Source organism: Phenylobacterium sp. (assembly GCF_036495085.1).
Lineage (GTDB): Bacteria > Pseudomonadota > Alphaproteobacteria > Caulobacterales > Caulobacteraceae > Phenylobacterium.
Genome location: NZ_DASXNL010000075.1, coordinates 1 through 12647 on the forward strand (window position 1 = coordinate 1; position 12647 = coordinate 12647).

At 67.9% G+C, this 12647-nt stretch carries 11 protein-coding genes; 8 read left to right on the forward strand and 3 right to left on the reverse strand.

Annotated features, from left to right (window positions below; all coding sequences use genetic code 11):
• A partial coding sequence (locus tag VGI62_RS09105) for an MFS transporter (RefSeq protein ID WP_331504161.1) occupies window positions 1–1275 on the forward strand: 1275 nt, incomplete at its 5' end.
• 33 nt (window positions 1276–1308) lie between these two features.
• Here the strand turns inward: VGI62_RS09105 and VGI62_RS09110 are convergent.
• On the reverse strand, window positions 1309–2193 hold the full coding sequence (locus VGI62_RS09110; protein WP_331504162.1) for an NAD(P)-dependent oxidoreductase: 885 nt from the start codon (window positions 2191–2193) through the stop codon (window positions 1309–1311).
• Window positions 2194–2293: 100 nt separating this feature from the next.
• Between VGI62_RS09110 and VGI62_RS09115 the strand changes: the two genes are divergently transcribed.
• From VGI62_RS09115 to VGI62_RS09125, 3 genes are all read left to right on the forward strand, one after another.
• A complete protein-coding gene (locus tag VGI62_RS09115; protein ID WP_331504163.1) occupies window positions 2294–2770 on the forward strand; it encodes a (2Fe-2S)-binding protein in 477 nt (158 codons plus the stop codon).
• A gap of 11 nt (window positions 2771–2781) precedes the next feature.
• Window positions 2782–4995 (forward strand): xanthine dehydrogenase family protein molybdopterin-binding subunit, encoded by a 2214-nt coding sequence (locus tag VGI62_RS09120; RefSeq protein WP_331504164.1) that lies wholly within the window; start codon window positions 2782–2784, stop codon window positions 4993–4995.
• A gap of 252 nt (window positions 4996–5247) precedes the next feature.
• On the forward strand, window positions 5248–5673 hold the full coding sequence (locus VGI62_RS09125) for a hypothetical protein (RefSeq protein ID WP_331504165.1): 426 nt from the start codon (window positions 5248–5250) through the stop codon (window positions 5671–5673).
• A gap of 113 nt (window positions 5674–5786) precedes the next feature.
• Here the strand turns inward: VGI62_RS09125 and VGI62_RS09130 are convergent, their stop codons facing one another.
• Window positions 5787–7442, reverse strand: coding sequence for an FAD-binding protein (locus tag VGI62_RS09130; RefSeq protein ID WP_331504166.1), 1656 nt, complete (start codon window positions 7440–7442; stop codon window positions 5787–5789).
• A 441-nt stretch (window positions 7443–7883) separates the two neighbouring features.
• Window positions 7884–8441, reverse strand: a complete 558-nt coding sequence (locus tag VGI62_RS09135; RefSeq protein WP_331504167.1) for an OmpA family protein — start codon at window positions 8439–8441, stop codon at window positions 7884–7886.
• A 222-nt stretch (window positions 8442–8663) separates the two neighbouring features.
• Here VGI62_RS09135 and VGI62_RS09140 point away from each other — a divergent pair, with 222 nt between their 5' ends.
• The 4 genes from VGI62_RS09140 (at window position 8664) to VGI62_RS09155 (ending at window position 12507) form a co-directional block, all read left to right on the forward strand.
• Window positions 8664–9938 (forward strand): glutamate-5-semialdehyde dehydrogenase, encoded by a 1275-nt coding sequence (locus tag VGI62_RS09140; protein ID WP_331504168.1) that lies wholly within the window; start codon window positions 8664–8666, stop codon window positions 9936–9938.
• A complete protein-coding gene (locus VGI62_RS09145) occupies window positions 9904–10572 on the forward strand; it encodes a nicotinate-nucleotide adenylyltransferase (RefSeq protein ID WP_331504169.1) in 669 nt (222 codons plus the stop codon). The genes VGI62_RS09140 and VGI62_RS09145 overlap by 35 nt, the downstream gene beginning before the upstream one ends.
• A 38-nt stretch (window positions 10573–10610) precedes the next feature.
• Window positions 10611–11036 (forward strand): ribosome silencing factor, encoded by a 426-nt coding sequence (gene rsfS / locus VGI62_RS09150; protein WP_414695662.1) that lies wholly within the window; start codon window positions 10611–10613, stop codon window positions 11034–11036.
• Window positions 11037–11121: 85 nt separating this feature from the next.
• Window positions 11122–12507 carry an amidase family protein gene (locus VGI62_RS09155; protein WP_331504171.1) on the forward strand — a complete coding sequence of 462 codons (1386 nt, stop codon included), beginning with the start codon at window positions 11122–11124 and terminating at the stop codon, window positions 12505–12507.
• The last annotated feature ends 140 nt before the right edge of the window (window positions 12508–12647 follow it).

Consider the following 12647-nt stretch of genomic DNA (forward strand, 5'->3'; position numbering starts at 1 on the left):
GCGCTCGGCGGCGAATATGGCGGAGCTGCGATCTATGTCGCCGAGCACGCCCCGCCCGGCGCGCGCGGACGCTCGACCGGCTGGATCCAGACTTCCGCGGCCTTCGGGCTCTTCGCCGCCCTGCTGGTGATCCTCGCCACGCGCGTCACCCTAGGCAAGGCGTTCGGCCCGACGGCCTTCGACGCCTGGGGCTGGCGCATCCCGTTCCTGGTCTCCGCGGGTCTGCTCGCGGTCTCAATCTACATGCGTCTGAAGCTCTCCGAGAGCCCGGCCTTCGCGGCCATGAAGGCCGAGGGAAAGGGATCGACCGCCCCCTACGCCGAGGCGTTCGGACAGTGGAAGAACCTGAAGATCGTGCTGATCGCCCTCGTGGCCATCATGTGCGCCCAGGGCGCGGTCTGGTACACCGCCTTCTTCTACGTCCAGACCTTCATGGAGAAATTCCTGAGGGTGGATCCGGCGATCATCAACGGCTTGATGATGGGAGCGACGGCCGTCAGCGCCGTGGGTTACGTCTTCTTCGGCTGGCTCTCCGATAAGGTCGGCCGCAAGCCGGTGATGCTCTTCGGCATGACGCTGATGCTGGTCGCCTACTTCCCCGGTTTCCACATGCTGACCAGGACCCTGAACCCGGCCCTGGCCGAGGCTACGGCCGGCAATCCCGCGACCGTCATCGCCGACCCGGCGGACTGCGCCCTGCAGTTCGACCCCGTGGGCAAGGCCTCGTTCGCCTCCTCCTGCGACATCGCCAAGAGCGTGCTCGCCAACGCCGGCGTTTCCTACATCAACGAGGCCGCCGCGCCTGGCCAGTCGGCCATGGTGCGGGTGGGGATGGCGACTATCGAGTCCCTTGACGCGCGCGACCTGCCAAAGGACGCGGCCAAGGCGGTCAAGGCCAGCGTCGAGGCAAGGATCAAGGAGGGACTGGCGCGGGCCGGCTACCCCACAAAGGCCGACCCCGCGCGAATGAACCTGGCCGGCGCCTTTGGTGTCCTTCTCATCTTCGTGGTCGCCGCCACCGCACTCTTTGGGCCGATCGCGGCCTGCCTGGTGGAGCTTTTCCCGACCCGGATCCGCTACACGGCTATGTCGTTGCCCTATCACATCGGGACAGGCTGGATCGGCGGCTTCGTCCCCTTCACGGCTTTCGCCATCGTCGCTGCGGTCGGCAACATCTACTCGGGACTTTGGTACCCCTTCGCCTTCACGGCGATTTCGGTGGTGACCTGCCTGTTTCTGGTCCCGGAGACCAAGGACCGTCCGCTGAACCGGTAGACCGGGCGATTCCCTTTCACCGCCTGCGAGGCCCTACACAGCGATGGGGAGGACCTCGGTCTCCACCCCAGCCTCGGCGAGCCGCACGAGCTCGGTGCGCCAGGCCGCGCCGGTGACGAGCCGCGCCACCCGGAGGCCGCGAGCCGCAAGCTCGGCCAGGCGCTCCGGCGCCTGCGGACCTGTGCGCTCGGCATCGCGGCGGGCGAGCGCCAGCACCTCGGCGTGAGCCTCCGCGTCGCAGGCCAGCACATCGGCCGAGGCCAGAGCGCGGGCCGCGCGCAGGGTCAGGAGATCAGCCGGTCCACGGGCGTCTATGAACTGCACCATGCCCGCGCCCGGTTCGTCGCGCTCCAGAGCCGCGCGAAGCAGCTGCGATGCCCTCGCCTGGTCACCACGCATGGCCGCCTCGGCCGCCGGGCTGGTCAGCGCCGCCCGAAGGAAGGCGCGCCGGCGATGCGGTTCCGGCAGCGCCTTGCGCACCTCGTCCTGCAGGCTTGCAAACAGCGCCGCAACACGTCCGGCGCCCTCGGGCACCCGCGTCTCGATGTCATGACGCAGCAGGGTCGCCAACATCGGCGAGGCGCCCCCCGTGCCGATCGCGGCGACCACCTCACCGCGGTCGATGACGGCTGGCGTGGTGAAGTCGCAGAGCCCTGGGCGGTCGACCACGTTCACCGGCACGTTCGCTGCCCGGGCCGCGCCCGCGGCGGTCTCGGCGAACGCGTCATCCGGCGAGGCGATGAAGGCGAGGATCGCACCGGCGTAAGACTCAGGCTTCAGCGCCGCCTCGCCCTCAAGTCGCCGGATTGTGGCCGGCGAGCCGGCAAACAGCCGCGCCTTGGCCTCGGCCGCCTCTCCCGAGCCCGCGATCGCGACGGTGGCGCCCGACAGAGGATAGAAGGCGGGAAAGGCGTCCATCGCGCCTCAATAGCCGAGCCGTCCGCGGCACGCCACGGCGTGCATTTACGGCAGAGTCTGAACAGCGTTAGGATAATAGGAGGATTTGCGGAGCCTCTCCATGGCGACCACCCTCAATATCAATGGCAAGGCGCTGCAGGTTACGGCCGCGCCGGACACGCCGCTTCTGTGGGTGCTGCGCGACGAGTTGGGACTGACTGGAACCAAGTATGGCTGCGGCATCGCCCAGTGCGGCGCCTGCACGGTGCTGGCTGACGGGCAACCGATTCGCTCCTGCTCCACGCCGATCTTGGCCGTGGCCGCGTCGAAGATCTCCACTGTCGAGAGCCTCGGCGGCGACCACCCGCTGCAGATCGCCTGGGTGAAGAACGACGTGCCGCAGTGCGGCTACTGCCAATCCGGCCAGCTGATGAGCGCCGCCGCCCTACTCGCCCGGATCCCCAGGCCTTCCGATGCCGACATCGATGGAGCCATGAGCGGAAACATCTGCCGCTGCGGCGCCTACCAGCGCATCCATGCGGCCATCAAGGACGCCTCCAGCCAGGCCGTGTCCAAGCCTGCAACCGCGAAAACCTGAGGGGGAGCGCCATGAACAGGTTCGTCATGGACATGCGCAAGACCGGTAATCCCGTCGCGGTAACCCGTCGCCACGCGCTTGGGATCGGCGCGGCGCTCTCCGGCGGGGCGCTCCTTATCGGCTGTTCGCCCAGCAGTTTGGGCAAGGTGATGGCTTTCGGCGCCAAAAACGACTTCGGCGCCTTCGGCCCGTTCATCAAGGTCGGTCCCGACGGGACAGTCACCGTCGTCTCCAAGCACATCGAGTTTGGCCAGGGGAGCCACGCCGGCCTGGCCGCGATCGCCGCCGAAGAGATGGACGCCGACTGGGACAAGGTGCGCGTCGAGCAGTCGCCGGCCAACGCCTCGGCCTATGCCAACACCGGATTTGGGATGCAGGGCACAGGTGGGTCCTCGGCGATCTCCAATTCCTGGATGCAGCTTCGCAACGCCGGCTCGGCGGCCCGCGCCATGTTTGTGCAGGCCGCCGCGACCACTTGGGGCGTACCGGCGAAGGACATCACCGTGCGCAACGGGGTCGTGAGCCACGTGGCCAGCGGCAAGCAGGCGCATTTTGGCGAGCTTTTGACTGCGGCCGCAAAGGTTCCCCCGCCGCAGAAGCCGGCCCTGAAGGACGCCAAGGCCTTCACCCTGGTTGGGACCGACCGAGTTCGCCGCAAGGACAGCCAGGCCAAGTCCACCGGGACCGCCCGGTTCACTCAGGATGTCCAACTGCCGAACATGCTGACCGCCATGGTGGCCCACGCGCCGAAGTTCGGCGCCACGGTGGCCTCTTTCGACGCCACGGCCGCCAGACAGACGCCGGGCGTCGTCGATGTCGTTCAGATTCCGAGCGGCGTTGCGGTGATCGCCCAGAACACCTGGGCCGCCCGCAAGGGGCGCGATGCTCTGGCGGTGAAGTGGGACGACTCGAAAGCCGAGAAACGTGGCACTGACCAACTCCGCGCCGAGTGGACCGCGCTCGCCGCCGACAAGGCGCCTGCCGACAGCAAACTGAAATGGCTGGCGGTCGAGAGCCGCGGCGATGCGGCCAAGACCGCCTCCGACCCTGCGGTCGTTGAGACCACCTACGACTTTCCGTTCCTGGCCCACGCCACCATGGAGCCGATGAACTGCGTGGCCATCGTCAACGGCCATTCGGTCAAGCTGCTCAGCGGCTCGCAGATCCCGACGCTCGATCAGCTCAACACCGCCAAGATCGTAGGCAATCTGCCCGGCGCGATCGAGATCGAGACCCTGTTCGCCGGCGGCAGTTTTGGCCGCCGCGCCAACTTCCAGTCGGACTACGTCGCCGAGTGCGTCCACATCGCCAAGCACGTGGGAGGGGGCCGGCCGGTGAAGCTGGTCTGGACGCGCGAAGACGACATGCACGCCGGCTACTATCGCCCCCTGGTCCATCACGCCGTTCGGGTGACAGTAGACAAGGACGGCTATCCGGCAGCCTGGCGACACCGCATTGTGGGACCGTCCCTGCAGAAGGGCTCACCGATGGGCGGCGGCGGCCTCGACGCCTCACTGGTGGAGGGCTGCAAGGATTCACCCTACCTGAAGGCGACGCCGGTGGTCGACGTACAGGCGATGCAACCCGACATCGGCATCCCGGTGCTCTGGTGGCGCTCCGTGGGCGCGACGCACAACGCTTTCGTCATGGAGCACACGATCGAACAACTGGCGAAAAAGGCGGGGAAGGACCCCGTCGACTATCGCCGCGCGCTCTACACCAAGGCCGGCGCCGACCAGCACCTGGCGGTGTTGAATCTCGCTGCAGAGAAGGCCGGCTGGGGCACGCCCGCACCGGCCGGCTGGACCCGCGGCGTCGCCGTCCACGAGAGCTTCGGCTCTGTGGTGGCCCAGGTGGCCGAAGTGAAGATGGTCAATGGCGAGCCCCGCGTCGGTCGCGTGGTCACCGCCATCGATTGCGGTACAGCCGTCTCCCCCGACCAGATCGCCGCCCAGATGGAGGGCGGCACCTGCTATGGCCTCTCCGCGGCCCTGTTCGGCAAGATCACCCTCAAGGACGGACAGGTGGAGCAGAACAACTTCGACGGCTACCGCGTGCTCCGCCACAACGAGGCGCCGACGGTCGAGACCTATATCCTTCCCTCTTCGGACCCGCCGAGCGGCGTCGGCGAGCCCGGCACACCGGTGATCGCGCCCGCCGTCGCCAACGCCCTCCTGGCCATGGGCCAGCCCGCCACCACCAGCCTGCCGTTTGTGAAGACCTAGGCGCCGACGGCCTCGGGGCGGCGGGAGCCGCCTGGGCAGAGCGCTTTCGCCGACTCCGAGGAGGGGGCGTGCTTCTTGCGTCTCCTGCGGTCGGGGGGCGAGTCGGGCGAGATCGGCGTCCCATTTTATCGACGGCGCCGCCCCAAGACGCGATCGCTCGCCTCATGAAAACGTGTTCGGGACCGGCTGAGACCTCTGGCCTGGGTTCCGGGTTGACCAAACAGGGGACGTAGATGCCGCTCGGAGGCGAGCATGAAACATCAGCCGATTGAACATGTGGGCGCGGAGGCCGCCCTCACGCTGGTCGAAACTCCGGTCATGTCGCGACGCAAGCGTCTCGAGCGATGGGCCGAGTTGCTGGAGCGGGATCCTCACCGGAGATTGAGGGCCCTTTCGAGGGTCGAGTTCATCCGGGAGCGGGACCGCGCTCAGATTCGTGACGACGACACGCCGATCTCCGTGGCTTTCGCCGACCCCGTCCTCAAGGCCGCCGGACTTGGCGGGGACACGTTCGGCGACGCCCGGCAGTTCTTCGAGATGTCCCAGGAGGAGGCGCACTACCTGCTCTGTGACTGCCACTACCTCGGCACAATGGATGGCGCGACCGTGGCCCGGAGGGTGCGCGCAACAGCGCATCCGAACCTGGCTCACCGACTTTTCGTCGGCTCGCGCAACTGACCTAACTTCGTGACAGGCCGGGCGGGCGGGCGAGTGATGCGGCCGTCCGCCCGAGCTTGACGGTCGAAGAGGCCTTGGTCCCCGCGCAGGCTCGGCGGGGCCTCGCGCCTTGCCTAGCCTGTGCGGGCGAAGCCGTCAGGGCTCCAGGTTTCGCTCCCGACGCTATGATGGACGAAGAACAGGCCATCGGGATCATAGCGGCGCTTGATCTCTTTCAGGCGAGGGTAGTGATCGCCCCAGAACGCCGCCTGCCAGTCGGCCTCGAAGTAGTCGGTCTCGGAGAGGTAGGAGGCGGGCTTCGCAGGAAGCGCCGACAACGGGGCCCACGCTGCGCGGACCACCTTGGCCGCGATCCGGCCGCCACCGTCGTTGGGCTCGTGACCTTTGATTCCCGGGTAGGCTGGCGGTTCTTCACCACCGGTGATCGCCAGGGCGAAGGCGTCGAGGACCGCAGGATTCATGGCTGTTTCACGGGTCCGGGCGAGCGCCTCGGCAGGGGCGCCGGCCAGACCCTTGTTGCAGTGCAAGGATACGCTCCAGCCGTCGCCCGCGTGGATGAGGGCATCCACCAGCGCCGGCTGCCTCGCCGGTTCGAGCAACTGCTGCGACAGCCAGGTCGATTGATAGGTGTGCACGACCTGGCCCACCTGGCCGGCATCGCCTTCCCAGAAGAAATTCTCATTGCGGCCGCCTGGCCGGTTGTCGCTCCGAACAACGCCCGGGACCGCCTTCAGCAGTGCGCCGTTCCAGAACAGCTTGGCGGGAATGGCCAGGACCTGGGGCTTGGAGAGCGTGTAGTCGGCCGCTCGCGCCGACACCCAGTCGAAGAACGGCCGCCACGTCGCCTGCGCGCCGGCCTGGTCCAGCCCCTGGAAGACCATACTGATGGATAACCGGCGCTTCGGGCTGAAGCGGATCTGCTCTCCCCAGTGCGGGTTCATCAGGCTGGTCCGATAAAAGGTCAGCAGTTGCTCGACCAGGGCCCGGTAGGCCGCGTCCGAAGAGGCGGTGATATCGGCGTTCACCGCACCGAAGAAAGGCGGCAGGTCATGGGTGAGCAGGGTCAGGCGCGTGACGACTCCAAAAGTCCCGCCGCCCCCACCCTTGAGCGCCCAGAAGAGGTCGGGATTTGTGCAGGCGTTGGCCACGCGCACGACCCCATCGGCGGTGACGATCTCCGCTTCCAGCAGACCTGCCGCGCCGGTGCCGAACCCCTTGGAAAAGCTTCCGAAGCCGCCGCCCTGGACCAGGCCTGCCACGCCTACGGTGGTGCACCCGCCGCCCTGCACGTAGCGACCGGCCTTCGTTGTCACCGCCTCGTAGGCGTCAAGCCAGATCGCCCCGGCCCCCACGCTGACCGCGGGTTGCGGGGCGACCCGGCCGGCGCAGCCTTGCGGAGTGAAGGCCTGGTGCACTTCGACAGCCCGCATCGGCTTGGTCCAGATGAGCAGCGAGTCCGGTGCGTTGGAGCCACCGAGATAGCTGTGGCCGCCGCCTTTCACGACCAGCCTGAGATTGTGCTTGGACGCAAACTTCACCGCGGCGGCGACGTCGGCGCTGGTCTCCGCGGCGACGGCGTATTCACTAGGCTTGGAGGTCCAGGCGTCCGTCCAGCCAAGGGTCTGGGTCAGAGCGACGCTCTCGCCGATGAAGAATGGGTTGCGCAGGTTCTTGAAGAGTTCCGCGCAGGCGGCCCCATCAGGGTCTTTTGCGCAGACGGCGAACGGCGGCTCGACCTTGGTCAGACGCCCCCCGACGGCTTTGCTCAATGCCGCCCATTGCGCCGTGTCGGGCCAGCCGGGTTCCCCGGGCCGGACGCGTCGGCGCGGCGAGGCGGCGAGAGCGGGTAACCCACGCGCGAGACCCGCCGACAAGGGCAGAACCGCGGCGCCCTTCAAAAGATCGCGTCTCAGCATGGCGAATTCCCCGAAAAGGAAGCGATGCGGGCGTCGATGCGAAGAGCCTGCCTGCCGACTTAACGACCGGAAGACCATGGCCAGCAACCTTGACGAAGGGAGGCCTCGGCGATGGCTGATGCGCAATCGCTCAGGGACGAGCGGTTGTATGCGGGGTGCGGAATTGTCCGCGTCGTGGCCAAAGGCGGGGCTTCGGTGACGACCGGGGCGGAAAGGTGTGACGGCCGCCGGGCCGCGTCGGCTCGACGTCTAAGGCTCGCCGCCGGTGGCGCCCAGTCGATCCGTCATGGTTCGCTAGACGAGGACGACGATCGCGACCCGCCGATTGCGCGCCCGTCCGTCAGGGGTGTCGTTGGGCGCGACCGGATCTTCTTCGCCGTACGAGATGGTCGCCATGCGATTGAGCGCAATGCCGCCCTGGTGGAGATAGCGCCGGACGGCTTCGGCGCGAGCCTCGCCAAGCTTGTGGTTATACTTGGAGTCCCCGCTGGAGTCGGTGAAGCCCTGGATTTCCAGATAGACGTTTTTGTTCTCCGCCTTCAGCTTTTGCACGATCTCGTCGAGACGGCTGCGGGCCTCCGGCGAGAGATCGTTGCCGTTCAACGGGAACTTCACCGAGTCATCTGACAAGACCTCCTCAAAGAGGAACTTACCTTCCGCCAGCTTGTGCGCGGAGTTGGCCCGACCCAGCGCCTCCGCCGCCGTGCCTTGCGCCTCTGTAGCCTGGGCGTGCGCCTCGGAGGCTTGAGCCTGCACCGGCGCGACCTGCTTGTTCACGTAGTCCTCAGTCGCGCACCCGCCCGTCAACAGCACCAATATGACACCCCCGACCCATGGTCCTACTTGCGTCACAGGCGCCTCCTACTGCTCTAGGTTTCCCCGGCGAGACAGGACTGTAGGAGGGTGGAGTTCCGGGCCATATCGGGGAAAGTCCCGATCCAGAGGACTTTATAGCCCTGGGTAGCCCCTCAGACTCCAAGGCCCCGCGGTTGGATGCGACTGGGTGGCGGAAGGCCTAGCCCATGCCGTGACAAAACGGCTAGGTAGGGCTTGGTCTGAGCATTTGGGACGCCGATGGACGACGGGGGCGCGAGCTTGCAGGCGCAGATGAGGGCGATAGGACGTGCGGCCCACGTGGCCGCGGCGACCCTGCGTCTGGCCGACGCCGCCAGCCGCACGCGCGCCATTGTAGCCATGGCCGAGGCGGTGCGCGCTGATGCCGCCGAAATCCTGGCCGCCAACGCCCGGGACGTCGCCGACGCCGAGGCCTCCGGCATGGCGCCGGCCATGATCGACCGCCTGCTGCTGGACGCGGCTCGCGTCGAGGCCATGGCCAAGGGCCTCGAGACCGTCGCCGCCATTCCCGATCCGCTGGGCGGCGAGCTTGATCGCTGGGACCGTCCCAACGGCCTCGACATCGCCCGGGTGCGCACCCCGATTGGTGTGATCGCCATCATCTACGAGAGCCGGCCCAACGTGACCGCCGATGCCGCCGCACTCTGCATTCGCTCCGGCAATGCAGCGATCCTGCGCGGCGGCTCGGAGTGCCTAGCCTCGAACCTTGCAATACATGCCGCGGTGGCCAAGGGCCTCGCCGCCGCCGGGTTGCCGCAGACCGCAGTGCAGATCGTGCGAACCGCCGATCGCGCCGCCGTCGGCCTGATCCTCGGCGGCCTCGAAGGCGCGGTCGACCTTATCATCCCCAGGGGTGGCAAGAGCCTTGTCGCCCGTGTGAAGGCCGAGGCCCGCGCTCCCGTCCTCGGCCATCTGGAGGGGATCAACCACGTCTTCCTCCACGCCAGCGCCGACCTCGAGAAAGCCATCGCCATCACGGTCAACGCCAAGCTGCGCCGCGTTTCGGTCTGCGGGGCGGCAGAGACCCTCTTGGTCGATTCCGCTGACGCGCAGCGCCTGCTGCCGCCGGTCGCCGAGGCCCTCGGCGAGGCCGGCTGCGAGCTCCGCGGCGACGCGCGCGCCCGCTCCCTGGTTCCCGGCATGGCCGAGGCGACGCAGGAGGACTGGGGACGCGAGTACCTGGCTCCGATCATGAGCGTCGCCGTCGTCGACGGCGTCGACGGCGCTGCGGCCCACATCGCCGCCCACGGCTCGGCTCATACCGACGCCATCGTCGCAGAGGACGCGATCGCCGCGGAGCGCTTCGCCGTTCTGGTCGACAGCGCCATCGTCCTGATCAACGCTTCAACGCAGTTCGCCGACGGCGGTGAGTTCGGGTTCGGGGCGGAAATCGGCATCGCCACAGACCGCCTGCACGCCCGCGGCCCGGTCGGCGCGGAACAGCTGACAACTTACAAATATGTGGTCCGCGGGACCGGCCAGACGCGTCCCTGACGGGGGACGCCCAGCCGCGCTCAGGCCCGGATTCCATCTTGGGCCGGGCATGCGCGTGGGCCTCTATGGCGGCTCGTTCAACCCGGCTCACGAGGGGCACGCCCATGTCGCCGAAACGGCGCGGCGTCGGCTCAACCTCGATCGGGTGATCTGGCTTGTCTCGCCGCAGAACCCCCTGAAATCCGGCCACGAGACCGCCGGTCTGACCGCGCGTATGTGCGGTGTTCGCGCGCTGGCCAAGGGCCCCGGCATGGTGGTCGCCGATCTCGAAACCCGGCTGGGCAGCGCCTACACCATCGACACCGTCCGCGCTCTGAAGGCCCGCTATCCCGGCGTGAAGTTCGTCTGGATCATGGGCGCCGACAGTTTGGCGAGTTTTCACCGCTGGCGGGGATGGACCCAGATCATGCGCGAAGTCCCGGTCGCTGTGATCTCCCGGCCATGGATCTCGCTGAAGAGCCGCTTCTCGCCCGCCGCCCTCCGGTTCGCCCGCTTTCGCCGTCCGTCCTCCCAGGCGATCCGGCTCGCCGACATGGCGCCGCCGGCCTGGGTCTTCCTGTTCGGCCGCTTCAATTTCCAAAGCTCGACCGCACTTCGCGAGCGGATGAAGCGCCGCGGCGCCGTGAACGGCTGACCCGCGCCCTTCCGCGTGCTAGGGTTGCTCTCGCGAGGATTCAAAGGAGCAACCCGCTGAACCGTGAAGCTGCGCCCCGTGCGCAGGAAGGCGCCTCGCCTTCCAGTGACGTCCAGGCCCGCGTCAGCGCCCTGGAGGACATGATCCTGGCCCGTCTCGACGACGACAAGGCGCAGGACGTCGTATTCATCGATCTTAAGGGCAAGTCCGCCGTCGCCGACGCTCTGGTGGTCGCCTCCGGGCGTTCGCACCGCCATGTCGGCGCCATGGCCGACCACCTGCTGCGCGCCCTGAAGGACGAGGGCTACGGCCGCGCCCGCGTGGAAGGGCTGCCCCACTGCGACTGGGTGTTGATCGACACCGGGGACGTGATCATCCACCTGTTCCGCCCGGAGGTCCGCGGCTTCTACAACATCGAGAAGATCTGGGCGGTCGACAGTGCGCACCGCACTCAGGCGGTCTGAAGCTCGCCGCTGAGCCGGCGAGCAATCGCGGTCATGGACTCGCGCGACATCGGATGATCCCATCGGGGTCGAAGGGAGATTCGTCATGTCCGAAACCCTGAGCCGCGACACCCTGGACGCCTCGGCGACAGATATCGTCGAAGCCTTGGCCGCCCGTCGCGTCAGCGCCCTGGAACTGGCCGACGAGGCCATCGCCCGGATCGAGGCGCGGGACGGACCCATCAACGCCGTGGTCGTGCGCGACTTCGACCGCGCGCGCGACGCGGCCCGGGCCGCCGACGCCGCCCTGGCCCGTGGCGAGCGTCGCCCTCTCCTGGGGCTGCCGATGACGGTCAAGGAATCCCACAACGTCGCCGGGCTGAAGACCACCTGGGGCTTCGACTTCGCCAAGGACTTTGTCGCAGCCGGCGACTCGGTCGGCGTCAGCCGCCTGAAAGCCGCAGGCGCTGTGATTCTGGGCAAGACAAACATTCCCGTCTCTCTAGCCGACTGGCAGAGCGTCAATCCGATCTACGGCCGCACGAAGAATCCGTTCGACCTGGAGCGCACGCCCGGCGGTTCGTCCGGGGGCAGCGCAGCGGCCCTGGCGGCGGGTATGGTCCCGCTGGAGTTCGGCTCCGATATCGGAGGCTCGATCCGGGTTCCCGCGGCCTTCTGCGGCGTTTTTGGCCACAAGCCCTCGTTCGAACTGATTCCGGTTCGCGGCCACGCTCCTATGGGAGCCGACGGTGTGCCGCCGCCGCTGTCCGTGGTCGGACCGCTCGCCCGGAGCGCCGCCGACCTCTCGCTCGCCCTTGGCGTTCTGGCCGGGCCAAGCTCCGAGCAGGCGCGCGGCTACCGGCTCGCCTTGCCCCCCGCCCGCCATGCCGGACTGGCCGATTTCCGGATAATGGTGCTCACAGCGCACCCCTCCGCGCAGGTCGATAGCGAGGTCCGGTCGGCCATCGAGGCGATCGCGGTCCGGCTCGAAGGCCTGGGCTCTCGCGTCTCGCGTGGGAGCGCCCTCCTCCCCGACCTCGCCAAGGCGCATGGCGCATATATGGATCTCCTGAACACCGCCATGGCGATGCGTGGGCCGGAGCCGCCCAAGACCACCGCGGCCGAGTGGATGGCCATGCTCGACCGCCAGGTGGAGATACGCCGCCAATGGGCGAACCTATTTGAGGATATCGATGTGGTGCTGACGCCGGCCTTCGGAACGGCGGCTTATCCGCACGACAGCCGCGACCCCGGCGAGCGGACCCTGACCCTTGATGGCGCTCAGACACCCTACTTCGCCCAGCTCGCCTGGCCTGGCCTGGCGTCGCTGGGAAACCTGCCTGCGACCGCGGTCCCAATCGGCCAGACCCTGGCGGGCCTGCCGATCGGCATGCAGGTGATCGGGCCCTACCTTGAGGATCACACAACCATCGGATTCGCCCGCCTTCTGGAAAGGGAGTTCGGCGGCTTCAGGCGGCCCCCCGGCCTTTGAGGAAGCGCAACCTTCCCGGTCCGCACCCGTTTCGGCTGCATGCCGAGGATCATCATAAGTTGCCCGACCACCGGGACGGACGTCCCGACCGGCCACCGTACCCAGGACTTCGATCTTTCCACGGTCATTGCGCCGCGATC

What these genes read in the sequence shown, in the direction of transcription:
- VGI62_RS09110 (WP_331504162.1), bottom strand. Translation starts at nt 2,193, where the DNA reads ATGGACGCCTTTCCCGCCTTCTATCCTCTGTCGGGCGCCACCGTCGCG.
- VGI62_RS09115 (WP_331504163.1), top strand. Translation starts at nt 2,294, where the DNA reads ATGGCGACCACCCTCAATATCAATGGCAAGGCGCTGCAGGTTACGGCC.
- VGI62_RS09120 (WP_331504164.1), top strand. Translation starts at nt 2,782, where the DNA reads ATGAACAGGTTCGTCATGGACATGCGCAAGACCGGTAATCCCGTCGCG.
- VGI62_RS09125 (WP_331504165.1), top strand. Translation starts at nt 5,248, where the DNA reads ATGAAACATCAGCCGATTGAACATGTGGGCGCGGAGGCCGCCCTCACG.
- VGI62_RS09140 (WP_331504168.1), top strand. Translation starts at nt 8,664, where the DNA reads ATGGACGACGGGGGCGCGAGCTTGCAGGCGCAGATGAGGGCGATAGGA.
- VGI62_RS09145 (WP_331504169.1), top strand. Translation starts at nt 9,904, where the DNA reads ATGTGGTCCGCGGGACCGGCCAGACGCGTCCCTGACGGGGGACGCCCA.
- VGI62_RS09155 (WP_331504171.1), top strand. Translation starts at nt 11,122, where the DNA reads ATGTCCGAAACCCTGAGCCGCGACACCCTGGACGCCTCGGCGACAGAT.